We start from the raw sequence: 22,850 nt of genomic DNA, 5'->3' as shown, positions 1-22,850 counted from the left end.
CCCGACTCTCCATTCCCGATTCCCCATTCGCGGCCAAGGGCCCATGAACAGCTCCCCACTTCTTGCCGAACTGATCGAGGCGCTGCGCTGCCTGCCCGGCGTGGGTGGCAAGAGTGCGCAGCGGATGGCGTTTCATCTGCTTGAGCGCGAGCGCGAGCGCGGGTCGCGGCTTGCGCGGGTGATGGCGCAGGCGATGGAGAAGATCGGCCACTGCGAGCGTTGCCGCAATTTCAGCGAGGAGCCGCTGTGCGCGTTGTGCGCCAGTGCCAGTCGTGATCGACAGGTGTTGTGCGTGGTCGAGTCGCCGACCGAACTGGCGGCGATCGAGCAGGCCACCGGTTATCGTGGCCAGTACTTCGTGCTGATGGGCCGGCTGTCGCCGCTGGACGGGCTCGGGCCGGAAGAACTGGGGCTGGCGAAACTGACCCGGCGCCTGGGCGAGGGCGAGATCGAGGAGATGATCATCGCCACCAATCCCACCGTGGAAGGTGACGCGACCGCGCACTACCTCGCGCAACTGGCGCGTGCCGGTGGCGTGCGCCCGACCCGGCTGGCCTACGGCGTGCCGCTGGGCGGCGAACTGGAATACGTCGACCGCAGCACGCTGGCGCATGCGTTCGGCGGTCGCCAGATACTGGACTGATGACGGCCACCGCGCCGCCGGATCGAGGGAGTCAAGCATGAGCGATACCATTTTCAGCAAGATCGTCCGCCGCGAGATTCCCGCCGACATCGTCTACGAGGACGACGAGGTGCTGGGCTTCCGCGATCTGAATCCGCAGGCACCGGTGCACGTGCTGTTCATTCCCAGGCAGTCGCTGGCGACGCTCAACGACGCGACTCCGGAACAGGCGGCCCTGCTCGGAAAACTGCTGCTGGCCGCCGCGGCCTACGCCAAGCAGGAAGGCTTCGCCGAGCAGGGTTATCGCACCGTGATCAACTGCAACGAGGATGGCGGCCAGACCGTCTTCCACATCCATGTCCATCTGCTGGCCGGACGCCGCATGCATTGGCCGCCGGGCTGACCGGCGCGGACCTGACGAAAAACGGAAAACGCCGGCTGCGAGCCGGCGTTTTCGTAGGCAGATGGTTACTTCTTCGGCGGCGGTGGCGGTGCCGGCGGACGCACCACGATCACCCGCGGGCCGCCCCAGTACGGATAGCCCCACGGGCTGCCCCAGTACGGGCCGAAGCCCGGGCCCCAGAACGGGTCGTAGAAGCCGGGCGGGTAGGCTGCGCGGGGCTGTCGCTTGGGCCACAGGTAGACCACGTTCGCCTCGACGCGCGGGTAGGCATAGTCGTACTCGCCGACCTTCTTGGTCACGGTGCCGTGCAGGGTGCCGGTCACGGTCAGCTCGCGTCCGCGGGTGAACACCTCAGGGTCGTAGAAACCGTCACGGCAGGCGACGAAGCGGCCGTCGTTCTCGCCCGAATTGCCCAGGCGCGGTCGTGCCTGCTTGTCCAGCGGGCGCGACAGCACGAAGAAGCAGGTCTGCTGCGGGCCGGGTTCGGTCTTGATGATCTCGCCACCCCAGCGAACCGGGGTGTCGCCGGCGCCGCCCTGTCGCGCACTGGCGGTGGAGACGGTGGCGTAGTTTCCCTGCAGCGGTTGCGGGATCGTCGCACAACCACCCAGCACGGCAACCGCGGCGGCGAGGGTGAGAGGACGGTAAAGAGACATGAGGTTTTCTCCGTCAGGAACGATGGTGTCCACCATCGCATCGATGTCATTTGACCACGTTCGTTACCCGAAAATCCCGCACCATGCGCCGGAACGCGTGGACTGATTCAGGCGCGGGTTCGTCGCTGGCATAGCAAAGCTCCAGGTACTGCTGCATCAACTCCGTCAGCTGGCCGCGCTGCGCCGGCAGGGCACGTGCCGCGCGGCTCAGGTAGTGCTGCGGGCCTTCGCCGGTCCGCCGGACGACCCGTTGCCGTGCGAGCTTGCGTTCCAGCGCGCGCAAGGCCTCCCGCAACGGGTCGCGCGGCTGCCGCCGCCGCAATGCCCACGCCAGCCCGATGGCGACGAACAGGCTGCTGCCGATGGCCAGCAGCACGCCCAGCGTCCTCGTGTCGGTGTCGCGGATGCCGAACGGGGTCAGCAAGCCGCGCTGACGTAGCGCATCAAACGCCACAACGCCCTGGTCCCACCAGCGGTTGACAATGTCCCAGCGATTGCGGAACTGCTGCAGCCAGTCGCGTCGGTACCAGTCCAGCTGATCACCCGCGGCAGCGGCAGCGCCCAGGCTGACCCGTTCGGGGCGCACGGCGGCCGTGGGGTCGACGCGCACCCAGCCGCGACCGGCCAGCCACACTTCGCTCCAGGCATGGGCATCGGAGTTGCGCACCAGCAGATAGTTGCCCAGCTTGTTCCAGTAGCCACCCTGGTAGCCGGTGACCACGCGTGCCGGAATGCCGGCTGCGCGCATCAGCACGGTGAATGCGGACGAGTAGTGCTCGCAATAGCCTTCGCGCGTGGCGAACAGGAAATCGTCCATGGCGTCGCGGCCCAACGGCGCCGGCGCGAGCGTGTAGCGAAACCCGCCATCGTGAAACAGCGCCAGCGCCTCGCGGACGATGGCGTTGTCGTCGCTGCCGTGGCGCTCGCGCCAGGATTGGCCGAGCGCCAGCGTGCGCGGGTTGAAGCGGGCGGGGAGCTGCAGCCAGCGCTGGGGTCGCGCGTCCAACTGCGGTTCGAGCCGGTATCGCGTGGCCGAACCGAGCGCATAGCTGAGCGCATCGTCGACCGGTCGGCTGGCTACCACCACGCGGTCCCTGTGCATGACGGCCCCCGCGGGCGCCTCGATCGGCACGTCCAGGGTCGGCAGCACGCGGCGGTGCGTGGGCAGCAGGTTGATCCGGTAGCCGATCGACTGCTCGACCTCGAGCGGCACCGGTGCTGCGTGGGCCACGTCGTCATAGCTCCAGCTCACGCCGTCGTACCTGGCCATGACGAAGGCGCGAAAGTAGCGCTGGTCCGGCGGCGGCGGTGGGCCGTCGAAGGTGACCCGCATGGCCGGGTGATCGTCGGTCAACAGCTCGGTGAAGGCACCCGGACTCATGCGGTCGCTGAGGCCGGTGCGCGCCTGGTCGCGGCCGGGTGCGCCCCACAACGGCGAACCCAGCCGGGGCACCAGCACGAAGGCGAGCAAGGCCAGCGGGAGTGCCGCCGCCAGCAGCGCCAGCGCGGGCATGAAGCTGCGCGCCATGCCGGTCGCCGGTTGCGCGGGTTCCAGCGCCCGCAGGGTGGCCAGCGCGGGCACCAGTCCCAGCGCCACCACCAGCGTGCTGACCATGCCCTGGTCGAACAGCAGGGCGGTCATCAGGGTGAAACAGGCAAAGCCCACCCCGACGCGCACGTCGCGCAGCGTTTCGGTTTCCAGCAGCTTGAGCACCAGCAGGCCGATGCCCAGCGCGGTGCCCGGCGCACGCCCGAACAGGTTGCCGTAGTAGGCGATGATCGCCAGGGTCAGCAGGGTCAGCAGCGGCAGCTTGATCGCCTGCGGCACGCGACCGGGGTGGCGGTGACGCTGCCACCAGCGGCTGCCCAGGATCACGGCAAGCGCGGCACTGAGCCACCACGGCAGGTGGCTGGCGTTGACCGCCAGCACGAAGGCTGCGCTGAGGCAGAGCAGGTCGAACGCGCGTTGTGGCAGCGCGATCGCCGGCTTGCCCGGTTTCCTGCGCCCGCTCACGGCAGGCCCGCCAGCGCGTCCATGCAGCGGACGTAGTGCTGCAGTCCGCTGCCGCTGCCGATCTCGGTGCCCGGCAGCCACAGGCTGTAGCTGCAGCGCTGCGCCTGCGCCTCGTTGAGCCAGCGTGCCAGTCGCGCGATGCGGGCTTCATCGTCCAGACCATGCAGTTGCCGCCAGTCCAGGCGCCACTGCGGCCGGCTGCGCGGCTGTTCGAAGTCCTTCACCAGCAGGTCGTCGTGGCGGGCGCTGGGTTTCCAGGCGATGTGCCGTTGCGGATCGCCGGCGCGATAGTCGCGCAACGCGGCCAGTTCCTCGCCGCGGTGAAGTTGCATGCGGCGGGCGTCGTCGGCCATCGCCCGTGGCGCCGGACCGGTCGCCTCCGGGCGCGGCCAGACCAGCACGGATTGCTCCGGGTGCAGCCAGCTCCAGGCGCGGAACATGCCCAGCGGCCAACTGGTCCACAGGCGCAGTCGCGGCAGCGGTTGCCAGCCGCGCCGGTGGGTCGACAGGCGCAGGCGGACCTGGGCGGCGTCGGCGCTGTCCACGGCGAAGGCAGTCGATTCGTCGTCCAGGTCCAGTCGGAGGGCGCCGCGCGGGCGATCCGAATGGAACGAGCACACCAGCTCGATCGCCTCGCCGGCGATCGCGTGGCCGGCGCGCAGGTGATCCAGGCGCAGCCCGTCGAGGTTGCGGAATGCCACCAGCATGCTCGCCGCACTCGCTGCGCCGAGCAGGCAGGTCAGCAGCAGGGCGGCGTTGTTGTTGTAGTTCAGCGCGCCGACCAGCATCACCAGCAACAGCACGGTGAAGCCGAGGCCGAAGCCGCTGGGCACGATATAGATGCGTCGGCGATGCAGGGTGATCGGCAATCGCTCCGGGCGGCGGTAGCGGGTCAACGCCGGCAGGCGCTTTTCCGCCCGGCGTTGCAGGCGTTGCATCAGGCCTCGCATCAATCCACCGCCACCTCGGTCAGCAACTGCCGCGCCAGCTGCGCTCCGTCGGCCCCCCGCGTGGCCGGCAGTCGGTGAGCTGCCAGCGGCACGAACAGGGCCTGGATGTCTTCGGGCAGTACATGACTGCGGCCGCTGAGCATGGCCCAGGCGCGGGCAGCGCCCAGCAACGCCAGGCCCGCGCGTGGCGACAGGCCCGCGCGGATCTCCGGATGGCGCCGGCTCGCGGCCAGCAGCGCCTGCAGATAGTCGAGCAGGGCGCTGCTGGCAGTGATGGCCTGCGCCCGCTGGTGCAGGGCCAGCAGCGATTCGGCGTCCAGCTGCGGGGTGAGTCGGGCCAGCATGTCGCGGCGATCGCTGCCGGTGAGCAGCGCGCGCTCGGCGCCGGGGTCGGGGTAATCCAGCGACAGCCGCAGCATGAACCGGTCCAGTTGCGAATCCGGCAGCGGGAAGGTGCCGTTGAGATCGAGCGGATTCTGCGTGGCGACGACGAAAAAGGGTGGGGCCAGCGCGTGGGTCTGGCCGTCCACGGTGACCTGGTTCTCCGCCATCGCCTCGAGCAGCGCGCTTTGCGTCTTGGGGCTGGCCCGATTGATCTCGTCGGCGAGCAGCAGGCCGGTGAAGATCGGCCCGGGATGGAAGCGGAAGCTCCCGCTGTCGCGCTCGTAGACGCTGACCCCGATGATGTCCGACGGCAGCAGGTCGCTGGTGAACTGCACGCGCTGGAACTCCAGCCCGAAGGTGGCGGCCAGCGCATGCGCCAGGGTGGTCTTGCCCACGCCGGGCACATCCTCCAGCAGCAGGTGGCCGCCGGCGATCAGGCAGGTGAAGGCGAGTTTGACCTGATGCGGCTTGCCCAGCAGGACGCGATTGACCTGGTCGATCGCGGCTTGCAGGCGTTGTTGCAGCGCTTCGGCGCGGGGCTCGATGGTGGCGGACATGGTTTCTCGACGGTCTGGAGCCAAGGCGGGCGCGGTCCGCGCCGTGTGCCCGGCAGTGTAGCGGCACGCCCGTCGCCGCTCAGGGCACGGCGACGCCGGCCTGGCGCAGCATGCGCGCGAGTGCGATCAGCGGCAGGCCGATCAGGGCGCTGGGATCGCGATTGTCGATTTCCTCGAACAGGCTGATGCCCAATCCTTCGCACTTGAAGCTGCCGGCGCAATCCAGCGGCAGCTCGCATGTGACGTAGCGCTCGATTTCCGCGCTGCCCAGCTCGCGAAAGCGGACCCGGGTGTCATCCACGTGGGTTTGCGAGCGGCCATGACGGGTGTCGAGCAGGCACAACGCGGTGTGGAAATGCACGACGCAGCCGGAGCTGGCGCCGAGCTGCTCGCGGGCCGCCTCCACGCTGCCGGGCTTGCGCAGGATGGCGCCGTCGAGCGCGGCCACCTGGTCGGAGCCGATCACCAGCGCGTCGTCGAAATCCGCGGCCACGGCGGTTGCCTTGGCGATCGCCAGGCGCAGGGCACGCGACGCGGGAGCTTCCCCGGCCTGCGGTGTCTCGTCGGTATCGGGCGCGGCCTGCTCGAAATCCGCCAGCAGGCGGCGCAGCAGGTCGGCGCGGTAGCGGGAGGTCGAGGCCAGCACGATGCGGCGTCGCGTGTGCAGTTTGTCCATCAGTGGTCCGAGTCGCGGCGGATCTGCTCGCGCATCGCGCTGTTCAGCTCGGTTTGCGCCTGGGCCAGTGCCTTCAGCAGCGGCTGCAGGCGGTCGCGCGCCTCGCGCATCGAGCTGGCGGTTTCGTCCAGTTCGTGCTGGCTCGCGGCGGGGGACCGGTCGCGAATCCACAAGCGTTGCTGCAGCAGCGCGCGCAGCCCGGCATCGACCGCGTGACGGGCGTCCTTTTCACTGGCGGCGGGCAGGTCCGGGTTCAGCGACATCACCGCATGCGCCTGCTGCAGGCCGGAGCGGCAGGTTTTCAGGTCGATCTCCAGCCGGTCGGCGAGGTCCAGCAGGTCGCGGATGCTGCCGGCGCGCCGGTTCTGGTGCTTGCGCAGCAGCATGGCCGTGCCGGCCAGCAGGATCAGGATGGCGAGGCAGGCCGCCACGCTGAACGTGAGGTACGGATTCAAGGGCGCGGCTTCGTCGTGCGGGAGTGGCCCAGTCTGCCGCATCGGGGCGGGATCAGGCAAAATGCACCTGACAGACGTCGGCGTCGGCGGTCCGGCGCAGCCGCGGGTTGACTTGGCGACCCGGCAAACCTACCATTCCGCGATTATGTCCGTGACACTGCCAGAGTCCGTGGACGCTTGGCGCATGGTCTCGGCGCGGCGTTCATTCGAGGGAACGCTGCCCATCGCGAGCCTGCGGCGCCTCGGCGAGGCACTTGCCGGCACCGGTGGCGAGGTCAGTTTCACGCTTGATTTCGGGCGCGACGATCTCGGCACCAGCTACGTGGATGTCCGCGCCAGCGCGCCGCTGACGTTGATCTGTCAGCGTTCGCTGGAACCGTTCGTGCTGCCGGTTGCGGTGCACACGCGGCTGGGGCTGATCGGCCAGGAGCGCGACGAGGCGGGGTTGCCGCCCGATTGCGAACCGCTGCTGGTGTCCGAGGATGGCCGCCTGCGACCGGCGGATGTGATAGAGGACGAATTGCTGTTGGCGCTGCCGCTGGTCCCGGTCAACCCGGACAGCCGATTGCCCGACGAAGTGACAGGCCACGACCCGGCGCAGGATCATGCCGAATCGGGGCGCTCGGAGAATCCGTTCGCGGTATTGCGCGAGCTGAAGAAATAACGTCGGCCCGGCTCGCCTGATCCGGGCCGTTCGATCAACGATCATCCCGTTTCATTTCACCACGTTTCAGTTGGAGAACTACCATGGCTGTTGCCAAGAGCCGCCGTACCCCGTCCACCCGCGGCATGCGTCGTGCCCACGACAAGCTGAGCACCGTGCAGCTATCCACCGACCCGACCAGCGGCGAGGTGCACCTGCGCCACCACGTCACCAAGGACGGCTACTACCGTGGCAAGAAGGTGATCCAGGCCAAGGCCGCGGTGTCGGTCGAGGATTGACCGGGTTGCCGGGGCCCTGCGGGGTCCCGCCGGGCGATCAACCGGAACGGCGCGGCGACGCGCCGTTTTTGCGTTCCGCCACCCGGGCACGTAACGTACGGCGTCGGCCCAGCGGCCGATCCCGCAGTCCCTGCCGATGGAAAGTTGAATGACCCAGATTTATTCCCGCCTCGTCGCCACCGGCAGCGCCTTGCCCGAGCGTATCGTCACCAATGCCGATCTGGAAAAGATCGTCGACACCAGCGACGAGTGGATCCGCACCCGCACCGGCATCCGCCAGCGGCACATCGCCGCCGACGGCGAAACCACGGGCGACTTGTCCTTCCGGGCCGCGCAGAACGCGCTGGAGGCGGCGGGCGTCAAGGCGTCCGAACTCGACCTGATCGTGCTCGGCACGACCACGCCGGACCTCATCTTTCCTTCCACCGCCTGCCTGCTGCAGCATCGCCTGGGTGCCAACGGATGCGCGGCGTTCGACGTGAATGCGGCGTGCTCGGGCTTCGTCTACGCGTTGGGCGTTGCCGACAAGTTCATCCGCAGCGGGCAGTCGAAGAAGGTGCTGGTGGTGGGCGCCGAGACGCTCACCCGGATGGTCGACTGGACGGAGCGCGAAACCTGCGTGCTGTTCGGCGACGGCGCCGGCGCGGTGGTGCTGGAGGCGTCCAGCGAACCGGGCGTCTACGCCACCTGCCTGCACGCCGACGGCGGCTACAAGCACCTGCTGTACAACCCGGTGGGCGTGTCGGCCGGTTTCAGCGACGAGCCCAATCACGGCGTGCGCATCCGCATGTCCGGGCGCGAGGTGTTCAAGGTCGCGGTGAAGACGCTGGACGCCCTGGTCGGCGAGACGCTGGAGGCGGCCGGCATGCAGGAGTCGGACATCGACTGGCTGATCCCGCACCAGGCCAACCTGCGCATCATCGAGGCGACCGCCAAGCGGCTGAACATGTCGATGGAGCGGGTCATCGTGACGGTCGACAAGCATGCGAACACGTCCTCGGGTTCGGTGCCGCTCGCGCTCGATTACGCGGTGCGTTCGGGCAAGGTGCAGCGTGGCCAGAACCTGTTGCTGGAAGCATTCGGCGGCGGTTTCACCTGGGCCTCGGCGTTGCTGCGTTACTGAGCCACCGCGGTTCCGGCGAGTTCTTCGTGATGCCGCCCAGCCAGGCGGCATCGTGTTTTGTGTCCCGGAAAATGCGGAATACAGCTGCGTATGGCCGTCGATGCTGGCACCATGGCGGTTTTCGTCGACGGGATTTGCGCCTCCATGAGTTCCACTTCCGCTTCGCTGGCTTTCGTTTTCCCCGGTCAGGGCTCGCAATCGGTCGGCATGCTGACCGAGCTGGCTGCTGCGCACGCCGAGGTGCAGTCGGCGTTCGGGGAAGCTTCGCAGGGCGCCGGCGTCGATCTGTGGAGCCTCGCCATGCAGGGGCCGGAGGAACAGCTCAACCGCACCGAGCACACCCAGCCGGCGCTGCTGGCTGCCAGCGTGGCGGTGTGGCGCGTGTGGCAGAAGCTGGGTGGCGTGGATCCGGCACAACTGGCGGGCCACAGCCTGGGCGAGTACAGCGCGCTGGTCTGCGCCGGTTCGCTGTCCTTGCACGACGCGGCCGCCCTGGTGGCCGAGCGCGGGCGCCTGATGCAGGCTGCAGTGCCGGCCGGCGTGGGCGCGATGGCGGCCATCCTCGGTGGCGATGATGCGCAGATCGCGGCTGTCTGCGAAGAGGTGGCGCAAGGGCAGGTCGTGTCACCGGCCAATTTCAATTCACCGGGACAACTGGTGATCGCCGGCAACACCGAGGCGGTCGATCGTGCGCTGGTCCGGCTCGCCGAGCTGGGCGTGAAGAAGGCGATCAAGCTGGCCGTGTCGGTGCCGTCGCACTGCGCACTGATGCGCGAGGCGGCCGATCGGTTGGGCGAGCGGATGGCCACGATCGACTGGCAGCTTCCGCGCGTGCCGGTGATCCAGAACGCCGAGGCGCGCAGCTACGGCACGGTCGAGGAGATCCGCGGCGCCTTGCAGCGCCAGTTGTACCTGCCGGTGCGCTGGACCGAGTGCGTGCAGGCACTGGCCGCGGGCGGTGCCACGCGCATCGCCGAATGCGGGCCGGGCAAGGTGCTGGCCGGACTGATCAAGCGCATCGACAAGAGCATCGAGGCGCGCCCGCTTGGCGATCCGGCCCAGCTCGATGCCGCCCGCGCCGAGTGGGCGTGAGTTTTCAGTTTTCCGATTCCCCGAAGGAACACCCGACAATGAGCAACCCACTGCAAGGTGAAATCGCGCTGGTCACCGGCGCCAGCCGCGGCATCGGCGCGGCGATCGCGGACGAGCTGGCGGCCATGGGCGCCATCGTGATCGGCACCGCCACCAGCGAAGGCGGCGCCGCCGCGATCGGTGAGCGGATGGCTGCGCACGGCGGTCACGGCCGCGTGCTGGACGTCACCGACGGCGCCGCCGTCGAGGCGCTGGTCGACGCCATCGCGAAGGAATTCGGCCCGGTCTCGATCCTGGTCAACAACGCCGGCATCACCCGCGACCAGTTGCTGATGCGGATGAAGGAGGAGGACTGGCAGGCGATCATCGACACCAACCTCACCTCCGTGTACCGCACGTCGAAGGCGGTGATGCGCGGCATGATGAAGGCGAAGAAGGGCCGCATCATTTCGATCGCCTCGGTGATCGGGCTCACCGGCAACCCCGGCCAGGCGAACTACGCGGCGGCGAAGGCCGGCATCATCGCGTTCTCCAAATCGCTGGCGCGCGAGATCGGCACGCGCGGCATCACGGTCAACGTGGTGGCGCCCGGCTTCATCGACACCGACATGACCCGCGCACTGCCGGAAGAGACCCGCCACGGGTTGCTCGGCCAGATCGCGCTCGGCCGTCTGGGCGATGCCGGCGACATCGCCAAGGCCGTGGGATTCCTGGCTTCGCCTGCGGCGTCCTACATCACCGGCGAGACCTTGCACGTCAACGGCGGGATGTACATGCCGTGAGGCCGGCGCACGGAGTTGTCGCCAGCAGGCTCTTTTTAGGCGACAATTGCGCTTTCGCGTCGGTCAACGGCGGCCGTGGCCAGCCATCGCCGGCGAATCGTGGCAGCACTGGCGCTTAGCCACTACAATGCCGCCGGTCTTGAGCCATGCAGTCGGACCGGTACCGACAAACAATCACCCCTTGAGAGGTATGGGCAACATGAGCACCATCGAAGAACGCGTCAAGAAAATCGTCGTCGAGCAGTTGGGCGTGAAGGAAGATGAAGTCACGGCGAACGCTTCGTTCGTGGATGATCTGGGCGCGGACTCGCTGGACACGGTGGAGCTGGTGATGGCGCTCGAGGAAGAGTTCGAGACCGAGATCCCGGACGAGGATGCCGAGAAGATCACCACCGTGCAGCAGGCCGTCGACTACATCAAGGCCCACTCCAAGGACTGATCGGTTCCGGAGGCATGTCCATCCCGCCTGGCACGCCCCGTGCGAGCCGGCAAGGATGGGCAGCGGTATCGAATGCTGCGCCTGAATGGCGCAGTTTTCGTTTCTGAATTTCGCAACGTCCGAACCCGTATGGTGCATCGCGCATCGTCGGGCGCCACGGACGACGCACCCGGAGCGCGCCGCGCCGGCCATCGGTCGTGGCAGCTTCCCGGGAATAACGAAGGAACAAGCATGAGCAAGCGTCGAGTAGTAGTGACCGGCATGGGCATCATCTCGCCCGTCGGCAACGACATCGCCAGCGCGTGGGATCGGGTGGTCAAGGGCGAGAGCGGCATCGGCCCCGTCGTCCACTTCGACACCTCGGCCTACTCGACGCGCATCGCCGGACAGGTCAGCGGTTTCGACCCGGCCGAATGGATGCCGCTCAAGGACGTCAAGAAGATGGACCCGTTCATCCATTACGGCGTGGCGGCGGGCACCCAGGCTCTGCGCGATTCGGGCCTGGAGATCACCGAGGCCAACGCACCTCGCGTCGGCGTGGCGGTGGGCGCCGGTATCGGCGGCCTGTACACGATCGAATCGACCACGCTGGAGCTGGCCGCCAAGGGTCCGCGCCGCGTGTCGCCGTTCTACGTGCCCAGCTCGATCATCAACATGGTCTCGGGCCAGCTGTCCATCATGTTCGGCCTGAAGGGGCCCAACATCGCCTGCGTCACTGCCTGTACCACCGGCGCGCACAACATCGGCCTGGCCGCACGCATGATCCAGTACGGCGATGCCGACGCGATGATCGCCGGCGGCGCCGAGTTCGCCACCACCGGCACCGCGATGGCCGGCTTCTGCTCGGCCAAGGCGATGTCCACCCGCAACGACGAGCCGACCAAGGCGAGCCGCCCGTGGGACAAGGATCGCGACGGCTTCGTGCTGTCCGACGGCGCCGGCGTGGTGATGCTGGAGGAGTACGAGCATGCCAAGGCGCGCGGCGCGCGCATCTACGCCGAGCTGGTCGGCTTCGGCATGAGCGGCGACGCATTCCACATGACCGCGCCCAGCGAAGGCGGCGAAGGCGCGGCGCGCTGCATCCAGACCGCGTTGAACGACGCCGGCCTCAATCCGTCCGACGTGCAGTATGTCAACGCCCACGGCACCTCCACGCCGCTGGGCGACCTCGGCGAGGTGATGGCGGCGAAGAAGGTGTTCGGCGACCACGCGTACAAGCTGGCGATGAGCTCCACCAAATCCACCACCGGCCATCTGCTGGGCGCGGCCGGTGGCGTCGAGGCGATCTTCAGCGTGCTGGCGCTGCGCGACCAGGTGCTGCCGCCCACGATCAACCTGGACGAGCCGGGCGAAGGCTGCGACCTCGACTTCGTGCCCAACGTCGCGCGCGAGGCGAAGCTCGACGTGGTGCTGTCCAACTCGTTCGGCTTCGGCGGCACCAACGGCACGCTGGCGTTCCGTCGCGTTTGACCGACGCGGGCATGGCTTGCCATCGGCGCCGGCTGGACGGCCGGCGCGATCTTCTCGCGCCGGCGGCGACGCTCCCCGAGCGCTATCCGTGCCTGTTGCAGAGCGTCGTGCACGGCAGCGCGCAATCGCGCTACGACATCCTGTTCGCGTTTCCCGGCGAGCGGCTGGAACTGGTCGCCGATGGCGTGTTGCGCGACGGTGACGGTCGCGTGCAGCCGGGTCGCTTTCTCGATGCGCTGGACCGGGTGTGGCTTGCCGGGCGGTGCCCGGCTGGCGCCGACGAGTTGCCGTTCCACGGCGGTTGGGTTTTGCTGCTGAGCTATGAACTGGCCGCCGAGATCGAGCCCCGATTGAAGTTGCCGCCCAGCTCGACGCTGCCGTTGGCGCTGGCCGTGCGCTGCCCGGCGGCGATCATCGTCGACCATTGGCACGAATGCACCTGGCTGGTCGCCGAGGCCGGCTTCGAGCCGTTGCTCGACCGGCTCGAAGCCGATCTTGCATCGCCGGCGGCATGGCCGCCGTTGCCCGCACTCGAGACCATCGAGGAAGACCCGCCCGGCGACTTCCTCGATGGCGTGCAGCGCATTCACGAACACCTCCGGGCCGGCGACACGTTCCAGGTGAACCTGTCGCGCGGCTGGAACGCCCGCTACGCGCTGCCTCCCCAGCCGGCGGCGCTTTACGACGCCTTGCGCCGCGCCAACCCGGCGCCGTTCGCCGGTTTGCTGCAACAGCCGGGCTGGGCCGTGCTGAGTTCCTCGCCCGAACGCCTGGTGGAAGTGCGCGGCGGCGTGGCGCAGACGCGTCCGATCGCCGGTACGCGCCCGCGGCTGAACGGCGACGACGAGCACGCGCGCATCCGCGAACTGAGCGCCCACCCGAAGGAGCGTGCCGAACACGTGATGCTGCTCGACCTGGAGCGCAACGACCTGGGTCGTGTCTGCGCGCCGGGCACGGTCGAGGTCGACGAGCTGATGGTGGTGGAGAGTTACGCCCATGTTCACCACATCGTCTCCAATGTACGCGGACGGCTGCGCGCCGGCGTGACGCCGGGCGAGGTGATCGCCGCCACCTTTCCCGGCGGCACCATCACCGGCTGCCCCAAGGTACGCTGCATGGAGATCATCGCCGCGCTGGAGCGCACGCCGCGCGGCGCCTATACCGGCGCGCTGGGCTACCTGGACTGCAATGGCGAGCTCGACTTGAACATCCTGATCCGCACCCTGACGCTGAGCGGCGAGCACGTGAGCCTGCGCGCCGGCGCGGGCATCGTCGCCGACTCGGAAGCCGCCGCCGAGCTGGACGAGACGCGCGCCAAGGCACGCGGCCTGCTGCGCGCGCTCGGGAAGCCGGGCTGATGGCGGCGCGGCTGCTGGTCGACGGCGTGGCCGCGGATCGGGTCAGCGTGCTCGACCGCGGCTTCGGTTACGGCGACGGCCTGTTCGAGAGCATCCGCATGGTCGGCACGCGCGCGCCGCTGTGGGCGCGGCACATGCAGCGGCTGACGGCCGGTTGCGAGCGCCTGCTGATTCCCGCACCCGACCCGGACCAGCTCTGGCACGAAACGCAGCAGGTCCGGGCGGACATGGCGCATGCGGTGGTGCGTATCACCGTGACGCGCGGCATCGGCGAGCGCGGTTATGCGCCTCCGACAGCGCCGCGACCCACCCGCGTGGTGGCCGCGTTCCCGCCGCCGCCGGTGGGAGAGGCGGCCATCCACGGCGTGCGCATGCGGGTGTGCCGGCTGCGGCTGGCCGAGCAGCCGCGACTGGCCGGCGTCAAGCATCTGAACCGGTTGGAGCAGGTGCTGGCGCGCGCCGAGTGGAACGATCCGGCGATCGCCGAAGGCGTGCTGTGCGATGGCCACGGCCATGTGATTTCGGCGACCATGGCCAACCTGTTCGCGGTGATCGACGGCGAGTTGCTGACCCCGGCCGTGGACCGCTGCGGCATCGCCGGGGTCGCGCGGGCCGAGGTGCTGGAGGCGATGTCGGCGCGCGTGGCCGAGATCGGGTTGGAGGCCCTGGCCGGGGCCAGCGAGCTGTTCCTGAGTTCGAGCGTGCGCGGCATCGTGCCGGTACAGTCGCTGGAGCGTTGGACCTGGGCACCCGGCGCAGTGGCGCGCCGGTTGCAGCAGCATTGGCGCGATCTGGGATTTTCAATGGAGCAGGGCGGATGAGTGTTCGAGCGATGCGCGGGGCTGCGCGGCTGCACGGGTTGCTGCTGGTGGTGCTGGCGCTGGCGCTCGCTGCGGCGCTGGCGGTGGGCTGGAACGACTACCATCGTTTCAGCGTGACCGCGTTGAACGTATCGCCGCAACAGCAAAGCATCGACGTCAGCCGCGGCACCAGTTTCCGGGGCATCGTCGCCGAGCTGCGGCGACAGGGTCTGACCACGGCCAGCCCGTGGTACTGGCGATTGCTGGCCGAGCAGATGCACGTGGCCGGCAAGCTGCACGCGGGGGAATATGCGCTCGCGCCCGGCATCACGCCGCGCCAGTTGCTGTCGGACATGGCGGCGGGCAAGGTCCTGCAGCGCAACTTCACTATCGTCGACGGCTGGACGTTCGCCGAGCTGCGCCGCGCGCTGGCCCAGGCCGACGTGCTGCAGCACGACACCAGCGGCCTCGACGACGCGACGATCATGCAGCGCATCGGCGCCGGCGGCGAGGCGCCGGAAGGACGCTTCCTGCCAGAGACCTACGCCTACGTGAAGGGCGACGGCGAGCTGGACATCCTGCGCCGCGCCCATGCGGCGATGGAGCGTACGCTGGCGGCGCTTTGGCCGGGGCGTGCGCCGGACTTGCCGCTGGCCAATCCGTACCAGGCGCTGATCCTGGCCTCGATCGTGGAGAAGGAAACCGGCCGCGCCGACGAGCGTGCGAAGATCGCCGGGGTGTTCGTCCGGCGCCTGGAGCATCACATGCTGCTGCAGACCGACCCCAGCGTGATCTACGGCATGGGCGCGCGTTACGACGGCAACATCCGCAAGAGCGATCTCGCCGCCGACACGCCCTACAACACCTACACCCGGCCCGGCCTCCCGCCCACGCCGATCGCCCTGCCGGGCCGGCCGGCGATCGCGGCCGCGCTGCATCCCGCCGCCGGCGATGCGTTGTATTTCGTGGCGCGCGGCGATGGCAGCCACGTGTTCTCCAGCACCCTGGCCGAGCACAACCGCAACGTCGACTGCTACCAGCGGAAGCGCTGCCGATGAGTCCCGCGCGCGGCAGGTTCATCAGCCTCGAGGGCGGCGAGGGCGCCGGCAAGAGCACCTTGCTGGCCGGCGTGCTGGCCTGCCTTCGCCAGCGCGGGCTGTCGGTGGTGCAGGCGCGCGAGCCGGGCGGCACGCCGGTGGGCGAGGCGGTGCGCGCGATCGTGCTGGATCCGGCGCTGGCCCCGCTGGCGGCGGAGACCGAACTGCTGTTGATGTTCGCCTCGCGCGCACAGCTGGTGCGCGAGGTGATCGAGCCCGCGCTGGCTGCGGGGCAGTGGGTGGTGTGCGACCGCTTTGCCGACGCGAGTTACGCCTACCAGGGCGGTGGACGCGGCCAGCCCGCCGCGCGCATCGAGGAACTGGAGCGCTGGGCCTGCGACGGCGTGAAGCCCGATCTCACTTTGCTGCTCGACCTGCCGGTCGCGGCCGGGCGCGCCCGTGCCGCCGGTCGCGGCGAGGCCGACCGCATCGAGTCCGAGGCGGACGCGTTCTTCGAGCGGGTGCGTGCCAGCTACCGCGACCGCGCGGCACAGGAGCCGAACCGCTTCCGCGTCATCGACGCCAGCCAGGCTCCCGGGCAGGTGCTGCAGGCGGCCACGCATGCCTTGATCGAGTGGCTGGAAGGGTCGGCCCGATGAACGCACTGCCATGGCACGAGGATCATTGGTCGCGGCTGCAGGCCCGTCGCGAGCGCGGCGCGCTGCCGCACGCCCTGCTGCTGTGTGGTGCCGCCGGCCTGGGCAAGCGTGCGTTCGCGCAGCGTTTCGTGCGCGGCCTGCTGTGCACCGAGCCGGTGCACGGCGAAGCCTGCGGGCATTGCCGGGGTTGCCGGTTGAGCGCGGCCGGCTCGCATCCGGACCGGGTGGAACTGACCTTCGGCTTGCGCAAGGACGGCACGCCACGCACCGAGATCGTGGTCGACCAGATCCGCGAGTTGTCCGCCCGGCTGGCCATGCGCAGCCAGCTCGGCGGCTGGCAAGTGGTCACCATCGACCCGGCCGACGCGATGAACGCCGCGGCGGCCAATGCCTTGCTGAAGACGCTGGAGGAACCGGCTGCGCAAACCATGCTGATCCTGCTGGCCGATGCGCCGTGGCGGTTGCCGCCGACGATCCGCAGCCGTTGCCAGCGGATCGAGTTCCATCTGCCCGAACCGGCGCTGGCGCTGGCCTGGCTGCAGCGCGAAGGCGTGGCCGACGGCAGGGCGGCGCTGGCGGCAGCCGGTGGCAACCCGGGACTCGCCATGCAATGGAGCCGGCATGGCGCGCTGGAGCAGCGCACCGAAGTCCGCCGCGACCTGGCGGCGCTGGCCGGCGGGCGCGGCCAAGCGGCCGAGGTGGTCAAGCGCTGGCTGGACGACGAGCCGGCGCAACGGCTGTGGTTTGCCGCGCAGGCCGCGGCCGACGAACTGCGCGCCCGTTCGCTGGGCGATCGCCCGCCACTGGGCAGCGCGCTGGACGCGGCGGCGCTGGGCGATTGGCACGACGCCAGCAACCGCGCACGCGAGGGCCTGCGCGGCCCCTTGCGCCCGGATCTGCTGCTGCTGGAGCTGCTGTCCCGGTGGCGCTGATGGACAGTGCCCGGGGCGACGGTGGGCCAGAGTTCTCCGCGAGCACCCGTCTGCTGGTGATCGCGCCGCATCCCGATGACGAAACCCTGGCCACCGGCGTGCTGCTGCAGCAAGTGCTGGCGGCCGGTGGCGAGGTGCGCATCCTGCTGCTGACCGCCGGCGACAACAATCCCTGGCCGCAGCGCGCGCTGGAACGCCGCTGGCGCCTCGGCGCGGCGGATCGGCGCCGCTGGGCGCAGCGGCGCGCGGCCGAATTGCAGCATGCGCTCGCCGCGCTGGGGGTACCGGCGACTGCGTTGCAATCCCTGGACTGGCCCGACCTCGGCGTCACCGGCCTCTTGCTGCGATCGACCGACCTGGCCGTGGCCGCCATCCGCGATGCGATCGACCGCTTCGCCCCCGACCTGATCGCCGTGCCGTCATTGCAGGATCGGCATCCCGACCACAGCGCGGCGCACGTGCTGGTGCGGCTGGCATTGGCCGGCCACGCCACGCCGCCGGCGCTGCTCGCCTACCTCGTGCATGGCGACAAGGGGGATCGGCGCGCCTTGAAGATGCCTGCCACGGCCGCCCAGCTCGCCGGCAAGCGCGCCGCCCTGCAGGCGCATCGCAGCCAACTCGCGTTGAGCGGCAAGCGCCTGCGCCGAATGGCGGAGCGCGACGAAACCTATTTCGAGCCGGACGCTCCGATGCCGGCAGCCCTGCCGTGGCACCCGCCCCGCGTGTGGTGGCGCTGGCTGCGGCTGGACCTGGTGAACCCGGCAACATCGCAGCGCTGGGCCTGGCAGAGCGCGCCGCTGCGACATGACGCGGACGGCACATTGCGCCTGCAGCTGCCCGCGGCTGCGCGTGCGGCGCCGTGTTTCGTGCGGCTGTCGCTGGACTTGTGCTCGCCGTGGATATTCGACCATTGGGGCTGGTGCCAGATCCAAGCCGACGAACCGACCCCCGCCGTCGGTGTTGCGCCCTTGGACCGACCCAGCTAGGTTGCTGCGCAAGCAGGGGAAGACGGCATGCACCTCGAAGAGCCGGACGCGATGCGGGTCAATACGGGCGCCACGGCTGCGACCAGCGAGAGCTATTACGCGGCGCTGTCCGAGATCGGCCAGTTGCTGGTTCGCGCGGTGGAACCTCCGGAACTCTACGACGCCATCATCGAGGTGCTGCAGCGGCGCCTGGGCGCGATGCTGGTGATGATCGGCGAGGCCGACCACGCGGCCGGATGGTTCCAGCGGGTGGCGCCGGTGGCGGTGGCCGCGGACATGCAGGACATCTACCCCGAACAGACCCCGCTGTCCCTGGTGCGGCCCTCGTTCTGGCGCGGCGTGCCGCAGATCGAGCCCGACCTGCGCCGCGTGCCGGGCCTGCAGCGATTGCGCACCGCCTACGAGCGCCATGACGTGGTCGCCGCGATGGCGATACCGGTGATGGTGTTCGGCGAGGTGCGCGCCGGACTGGTGATCCGCGCATCCGACCCCGCGTACTTCTCGACACGGTTGACCGAGCTGCTGCAGCAGGCAGCCGCCAGCATCGGGCTGGGGCTGGAGGCGCAGTCGCAACGCCATCAGTTGCAGCGCTCGGTGCAGCAGGAGGCTCGCCAGCGCCGCGCCTTGCGTCTGCTCAGCGAGATGATCAAGGTGGTCACGCACAGCCCTGACGAAACCCTGCTGCTGGCCGAGAGCAGCGACGTGGCCTGCCGCGTGGGCGGCTACCGCTTCGCGTGGATCGGCCTGTTTGCCGACGACGCGGCCACAAGCTTGCGCCTGCATGCCCACGCCGGCATGGATGGCGTGGTGACGCCGGGGGAGGGTCTCGCCCTGGACGAGCAGAAGCATGCCGGCGATGCCGCGGTCGTCGCCTTGCGCCGCGGCGAGCCGTGCGTTCGCCAGTACGCCGCGGGCGCGCCGCGCGAATGGCCGCTGCCGGGCACGACGCTGGGAGACGGCGCGGTGCTGGCGTTGCCGCTGCGCGTGGGCGAGGCGGTGGTGGGCGTGTTCGTGGTCGGTGCCGACCAGGCCGACGCTTTCACCCCGGTCGAGGTCCAGGTGTTCGCGGAGATGGCGGTCGAGCTTGGCCTGGGCATGCAGATGCAGCGGGCGCACGCGGCGCGGCTGCTGGCCGAGCGCGATCTGCGTTTCAACCTGCAGCACGTGCGCACGGTGCTGTCCAACCAGCATTCCGGGGTGCTGGTGACGACGGCGAACGGGCTGGTGAAGTTCGCCAACGAGGCATTCTGTGCCTTGTTCGGGCTGGCCGAATCGCCGGGCGAACTGGAGGGCCTGCCGTCGGCCGCGCTGCACGCTCGCATCAGTCATCTCTATTGCGAGCCCGAACGCGAGCTCGAACGCATGGCCGGCATCGTGGCGCGCAACGAGGAGTCGCGCGACGAGGAAGTGCTGCTGGCCGACGGGCGCGTACTGCTGCGCGACTTCATGCCGATCTGCATTGACGGCGTGGCGCAGGGCTGCATCTGGCAGCAGCGCGACATCACCGAGCGGAAACTGCACGAGGCGCGCGTCGAGCGGCTGGCGTTCTACGACGTGGTCACCGGTTTGCCCAACCGGCGGCTGTTGTTCGAGCTGCTGGAACAGGCGCGGACCCGAGCCACCGCCGACGATTCCCTGCTGGCAGTGGGCATCCTGGACCTGGACCGGTTCAAGAGCGTCAACGATACCGCCGGCCACAGCGGCGGCGACCGCGTGCTGGCGGAGGCGTCTTCGCGCATCCGCGGCATGCTGCGTGACGCCGACGTGCTGGCCCGCCTCGGCGGCGACGAATTCGCGTTGCTGATCCCCGGCCTGGACAGCCGCGAGCAGCTGGACGTGATCAGCCGCTGCATCCTGCAGGCGCTGCGGGTGCCGTTCAACCTGGACGAGGAGCAGTTGTTCCTGTCGGCAAGCATCGGCTGGACCCTGTTTCCGCTCGACGGCTCCAGCGCCGAGGGGCTGGTCCGCCACGCCGACATGGCGATGTACGAGGCGAAGGAGGCAGGCAAGGATCGCGGCTCGCTGTACGAGCCGGCCATGGAGCTGGAGCAGGTGCGCCTGCAGGCGATGCGCGAGCGGATCGCCCAGGCCCTGCAGCAGTCGCGCTTGCAGCTCCTGTTCCAGCCGATCGTCTACATCGACGGCCTGCCCGGGATCAACGGCGTGGCCGGGATGGAGGCACTGCTGCGCCTCAACGATCGCGAGCAGGAGCTGATCGGCCCGGCCAACTTCATGCACGTGCTGGACGACCCGCAACTTGCCCGGCCGATCGGACGCTACGTGCTGGACGAGGCGCTGCGCTGCTGCCAGGGCTGGTTGCATGCCGGCGTGCCCGTTCCGGTGTCGGTCAACATCAGCACCCGCCACCTGTTGCACCCGGCGTTCTTCGCGGACATCGACGCCGCGCTGGACACCTATCCTGACGTGATGGACGTCGGCTTCGGTATCGAGATCACCGAGACCGGGCCAAGCATGGACCATGCGCGGGCCAAGGTGGTCATCGAGGAATGCCGGCGGCGCGGCATCCGCGTGGGGCTGGACGATTTCGGCACGGGCTCGGCGTCGCTGAGCCACATCCAGCAGCTCGACATCGAGCACATCAAGCTCGACCAGAGTTTCGTGCGCGACATCCTGCATGATGACCGCAACATGGCGATCGCCGCGGGCGTGATCACCACCGCGCGCATGCTGGCCAAGGCGGTGATCGCCGAAGGGGTGGAGACGCCGGTGCAGGGGGATCTGCTGGCGTCGCTGGGCTGCCACCAGTTGCAGGGCTTCTCGATATCGCGGCCGATGGCCGCCGCTTCCGTGCCGGCATGGGTTGCCGGCTGGGCGCCGCCGGCAACCTGGGGCAACCTGGTCAACGAACGGCAGTCGCTGCTGGCCGGCGAAACGACCGGGCAGTGACGCGCGGCAGTGCCTGACGCGCTGCGCCGACCTGCTAAGATCGACGCCGTTGACCGGGACGCAGGCCCGGCGGGGAGCGTGGCATGAAACCGATGGCTGGCCGGCAAGGCATCATCTCGCTGAAGATCAAGGACGCGGCGTCGCTGTACAACGCGTACATGCCGTTCCTCAAGCATGGCGGCCTGTTTGCGCCGACGGCGCAGTCCTATGCCCTGGGCGACGAGGTGGTGCTGCTGGTGACCCTGGCCGACGAGACCGAGCGGCTGTCGGTGGTGGGCAAGGTGGTGTGGATCAGCCCGGTCGGCGCGCAGGGCAATCGCACCGCCGGCATCGGCATCCATTTCAACGAATCCAGCGACGCGGAGGCCGCGCGCAGCCGCATCGAGAACATCCTCGCCGGCACGCTCAATTCCGAGCGACCCACGCAGACCATGTGACGCGCCCGGCGCAAGCCGTGCGTTAGTTCGCAACGCAGCAGCCGTCAAGGCTTGTTGTACCCCATCGCACTGATACAATGCGCGGATTCGCAAACGCGTTTTGCGAGACATCGGGCGCCGGTGGCTTCGATCCGCCGGCGTAGTCGGAGGCCCAGGCCACGCCGATGCACCGAACTGAAGTCGTCGGACCGTGAGCACTTGATCCAAGTTCCCACCGGTCACTGATGCGCCCAAGCGGCGCGGAGGTAGGTTGCATCGTGCTCGCCGAATACTGGCCTGTCCTGTTGTTCATCGCCGTTGCCGCCGGCCTTGGCGTGGTGTTGCTGGTGGTCGGCCTGCTCGCCGGCCCGCGTCGCCCCGAGGCGGAGAAGCTCGCCCCCTACGAATGCGGTTTCGAGGCATTCGAGGACGCACGCATGCGCTTCGACGTGCGCTATTACCTGCTCGCCATCCTGTTCATCATCTTCGACCTGGAAATCGCCTTCCTGTTTCCGTGGGCGGTGGTGTTCAAGCAGATCGGCCTGATCGCGCTGATCGAGATGGGGCTGTTCCTGCTGCTGCTGGTGATCGGCTTTGCTTACGTGTGGAAGAAGGGAGCGCTCGAATGGGAGTGATCGATTCCATCAGCCGGGTGATGCACAACCCCGAGCCGCTGAACCTGGTCGACGACATCCTGCGCCCGGCCGGCGACAACCCCGTCGTGCAGCGCGGCTTCGCCACCACCAGCGTCGACGCGCTGATGAACTGGGCGCGCACGGGCTCGATGTGGCCGGTGACCTTCGGCCTGGCCTGCTGCGCGGTGGAGATGATGCACGCCGGCGTGGCGCGGCTCGACCTCGACCGCTACGGCGTGATCTTCCGCCCCAGCCCGCGCCAGTCCGACGTGATGATCGTGGCCGGCACCCTGGTCAACAAGATGGCGCCGGCACTGCGCAAGGTCTACGACCAGATGCCCGAGCCGAAGTGGGTCATCTCGATGGGCAGCTGCGCCAACGGCGGCGGCTACTACCACTATTCCTACTCCGTGGTGCGCGGCTGCGACCGCATCGTGCCGGTGGACATCTACGTGCCGGGCTGCCCGCCGACGGCCGAAGCATTGATCCACGGCATCCTGCAGTTGCAGAAGAAGATCCGTCGCACCAGCACCATCGCGCGTTCGTGAGGCCCGA

25 protein-coding genes are annotated in these 22,850 nt (G+C 69.2%); 19 read left to right on the top strand and 6 right to left on the bottom strand.

Annotated features, from left to right (window positions below; all coding sequences use genetic code 11):
- Window positions 1-43: 43 nt before the first annotated feature.
- Both recR and ACVCL9_RS05485 read left to right on the top strand, forming a co-directional pair.
- Complete coding sequence (gene recR / locus ACVCL9_RS05490) at window positions 44-643, top strand: recombination mediator RecR (RefSeq protein ID WP_447098830.1); 600 nt, start codon at window positions 44-46, stop codon at window positions 641-643.
- 37 nt (window positions 644-680) lie between these two features.
- Window positions 681-1,025 carry a histidine triad nucleotide-binding protein gene (locus tag ACVCL9_RS05485; protein ID WP_395118650.1) on the top strand — a complete coding sequence of 115 codons (345 nt, stop codon included), beginning with the start codon at window positions 681-683 and terminating at the stop codon, window positions 1,023-1,025.
- 65 nt (window positions 1,026-1,090) lie between these two features.
- Here the strand turns inward: ACVCL9_RS05485 and ACVCL9_RS05480 are convergent, their stop codons facing one another.
- The 6 genes from ACVCL9_RS05480 to ACVCL9_RS05455 all read right to left on the bottom strand — a co-directional run bounded on the left by ACVCL9_RS05480 (window position 1,091) and on the right by ACVCL9_RS05455 (window position 6,717).
- On the bottom strand, window positions 1,091-1,681 hold the full coding sequence (locus ACVCL9_RS05480) for a Slp family lipoprotein (RefSeq protein WP_447098831.1): 591 nt from the start codon (window positions 1,679-1,681) through the stop codon (window positions 1,091-1,093).
- Between the two features lie 46 nt (window positions 1,682-1,727).
- Window positions 1,728-3,695: a transglutaminase TgpA family protein gene (locus ACVCL9_RS05475; protein WP_447098832.1), complete on the bottom strand. Its 1,968-nt coding sequence runs from the start codon at window positions 3,693-3,695 to the stop codon at window positions 1,728-1,730.
- Window positions 3,692-4,645: a DUF58 domain-containing protein gene (locus ACVCL9_RS05470; RefSeq protein ID WP_447098833.1), complete on the bottom strand. Its 954-nt coding sequence runs from the start codon at window positions 4,643-4,645 to the stop codon at window positions 3,692-3,694. The genes ACVCL9_RS05475 and ACVCL9_RS05470 overlap by 4 nt, the downstream gene beginning before the upstream one ends.
- Window positions 4,645-5,586 (bottom strand): AAA family ATPase, encoded by a 942-nt coding sequence (locus tag ACVCL9_RS05465; protein ID WP_395118642.1) that lies wholly within the window; start codon window positions 5,584-5,586, stop codon window positions 4,645-4,647. The genes ACVCL9_RS05470 and ACVCL9_RS05465 overlap by 1 nt, the downstream gene beginning before the upstream one ends.
- Window positions 5,587-5,665: 79 nt before the next feature.
- Window positions 5,666-6,262: a Maf family protein gene (locus tag ACVCL9_RS05460; protein ID WP_447098834.1), complete on the bottom strand. Its 597-nt coding sequence runs from the start codon at window positions 6,260-6,262 to the stop codon at window positions 5,666-5,668.
- Window positions 6,262-6,717 carry a hypothetical protein gene (locus tag ACVCL9_RS05455; protein WP_447098835.1) on the bottom strand — a complete coding sequence of 152 codons (456 nt, stop codon included), beginning with the start codon at window positions 6,715-6,717 and terminating at the stop codon, window positions 6,262-6,264. Before ACVCL9_RS05455 ends, ACVCL9_RS05460 begins: the two co-directional genes overlap by 1 nt.
- A gap of 145 nt (window positions 6,718-6,862) precedes the next feature.
- Between ACVCL9_RS05455 and ACVCL9_RS05450 the strand changes: the two genes are divergently transcribed.
- The 17 genes from ACVCL9_RS05450 to ACVCL9_RS05370 all read left to right on the top strand — a co-directional run bounded on the left by ACVCL9_RS05450 (window position 6,863) and on the right by ACVCL9_RS05370 (window position 22,843).
- The gene (locus tag ACVCL9_RS05450; protein ID WP_395121392.1) at window positions 6,863-7,381 is read left to right on the top strand and encodes a YceD family protein; all 519 of its coding nucleotides are present in this window, start codon (window positions 6,863-6,865) and stop codon (window positions 7,379-7,381) included.
- An 83-nt stretch (window positions 7,382-7,464) separates the two neighbouring features.
- On the top strand, window positions 7,465-7,659 hold the full coding sequence (gene rpmF, locus ACVCL9_RS05445) for a 50S ribosomal protein L32 (RefSeq protein WP_136257062.1): 195 nt from the start codon (window positions 7,465-7,467) through the stop codon (window positions 7,657-7,659).
- A gap of 148 nt (window positions 7,660-7,807) precedes the next feature.
- Window positions 7,808-8,782 carry a beta-ketoacyl-ACP synthase III gene (locus tag ACVCL9_RS05440; protein ID WP_447098836.1) on the top strand — a complete coding sequence of 325 codons (975 nt, stop codon included), beginning with the start codon at window positions 7,808-7,810 and terminating at the stop codon, window positions 8,780-8,782.
- A gap of 144 nt (window positions 8,783-8,926) precedes the next feature.
- Entirely contained in the window at window positions 8,927-9,874 is a 948-nt protein-coding gene (fabD, locus tag ACVCL9_RS05435; RefSeq protein WP_447098837.1) for an ACP S-malonyltransferase, read from the top strand.
- A gap of 38 nt (window positions 9,875-9,912) precedes the next feature.
- Entirely contained in the window at window positions 9,913-10,656 is a 744-nt protein-coding gene (fabG, locus tag ACVCL9_RS05430) for a 3-oxoacyl-ACP reductase FabG (RefSeq protein ID WP_395118632.1), read from the top strand.
- Window positions 10,657-10,855: 199 nt separating this feature from the next.
- Entirely contained in the window at window positions 10,856-11,095 is a 240-nt protein-coding gene (gene acpP / locus ACVCL9_RS05425; protein WP_007513179.1) for an acyl carrier protein, read from the top strand.
- A 231-nt stretch (window positions 11,096-11,326) separates the two neighbouring features.
- Window positions 11,327-12,565 carry a beta-ketoacyl-ACP synthase II gene (fabF, locus tag ACVCL9_RS05420; protein ID WP_447098838.1) on the top strand — a complete coding sequence of 413 codons (1,239 nt, stop codon included), beginning with the start codon at window positions 11,327-11,329 and terminating at the stop codon, window positions 12,563-12,565.
- Between the two features lie 11 nt (window positions 12,566-12,576).
- Complete coding sequence (locus tag ACVCL9_RS05415; protein WP_447098839.1) at window positions 12,577-13,923, top strand: aminodeoxychorismate synthase component I; 1,347 nt, start codon at window positions 12,577-12,579, stop codon at window positions 13,921-13,923.
- On the top strand, window positions 13,923-14,744 hold the full coding sequence (gene pabC, locus ACVCL9_RS05410) for an aminodeoxychorismate lyase (protein WP_447098840.1): 822 nt from the start codon (window positions 13,923-13,925) through the stop codon (window positions 14,742-14,744). Before ACVCL9_RS05415 ends, pabC begins: the two co-directional genes overlap by 1 nt.
- Window positions 14,741-15,781, top strand: a complete 1,041-nt coding sequence (mltG, locus tag ACVCL9_RS05405) for an endolytic transglycosylase MltG (protein ID WP_395118624.1) — start codon at window positions 14,741-14,743, stop codon at window positions 15,779-15,781. Before pabC ends, mltG begins: the two co-directional genes overlap by 4 nt.
- A complete protein-coding gene (tmk, locus tag ACVCL9_RS05400; protein ID WP_447098841.1) occupies window positions 15,778-16,419 on the top strand; it encodes a dTMP kinase in 642 nt (213 codons plus the stop codon). Before mltG ends, tmk begins: the two co-directional genes overlap by 4 nt.
- Entirely contained in the window at window positions 16,416-17,351 is a 936-nt protein-coding gene (gene holB, locus ACVCL9_RS05395; protein ID WP_447098842.1) for a DNA polymerase III subunit delta', read from the top strand. The genes tmk and holB overlap by 4 nt, the downstream gene beginning before the upstream one ends.
- Window positions 17,351-18,337: a PIG-L deacetylase family protein gene (locus tag ACVCL9_RS05390; protein WP_447098843.1), complete on the top strand. Its 987-nt coding sequence runs from the start codon at window positions 17,351-17,353 to the stop codon at window positions 18,335-18,337. Before holB ends, ACVCL9_RS05390 begins: the two co-directional genes overlap by 1 nt.
- 27 nt (window positions 18,338-18,364) lie before the next feature.
- The gene (locus ACVCL9_RS05385; RefSeq protein WP_447098844.1) at window positions 18,365-21,244 is read left to right on the top strand and encodes a sensor domain-containing phosphodiesterase; all 2,880 of its coding nucleotides are present in this window, start codon (window positions 18,365-18,367) and stop codon (window positions 21,242-21,244) included.
- Between the two features lie 83 nt (window positions 21,245-21,327).
- Window positions 21,328-21,681, top strand: a complete 354-nt coding sequence (locus ACVCL9_RS05380; protein ID WP_136257074.1) for a PilZ domain-containing protein — start codon at window positions 21,328-21,330, stop codon at window positions 21,679-21,681.
- Window positions 21,682-21,938: 257 nt separating this feature from the next.
- Window positions 21,939-22,295: an NADH-quinone oxidoreductase subunit A gene (gene ndhC, locus ACVCL9_RS05375; RefSeq protein WP_395118614.1), complete on the top strand. Its 357-nt coding sequence runs from the start codon at window positions 21,939-21,941 to the stop codon at window positions 22,293-22,295.
- A complete protein-coding gene (locus tag ACVCL9_RS05370; protein WP_008435613.1) occupies window positions 22,286-22,843 on the top strand; it encodes a NuoB/complex I 20 kDa subunit family protein in 558 nt (185 codons plus the stop codon). The genes ndhC and ACVCL9_RS05370 overlap by 10 nt, the downstream gene beginning before the upstream one ends.
- Window positions 22,844-22,850: the final 7 nt, after the last annotated feature.

It is taken from the genome of Rhodanobacter sp. UC4438_H5, from assembly GCF_052978405.1.
Note: the sequence above shows the minus strand (reverse complement) of the source record. Positions and strands in the feature narration are given on the sequence as shown.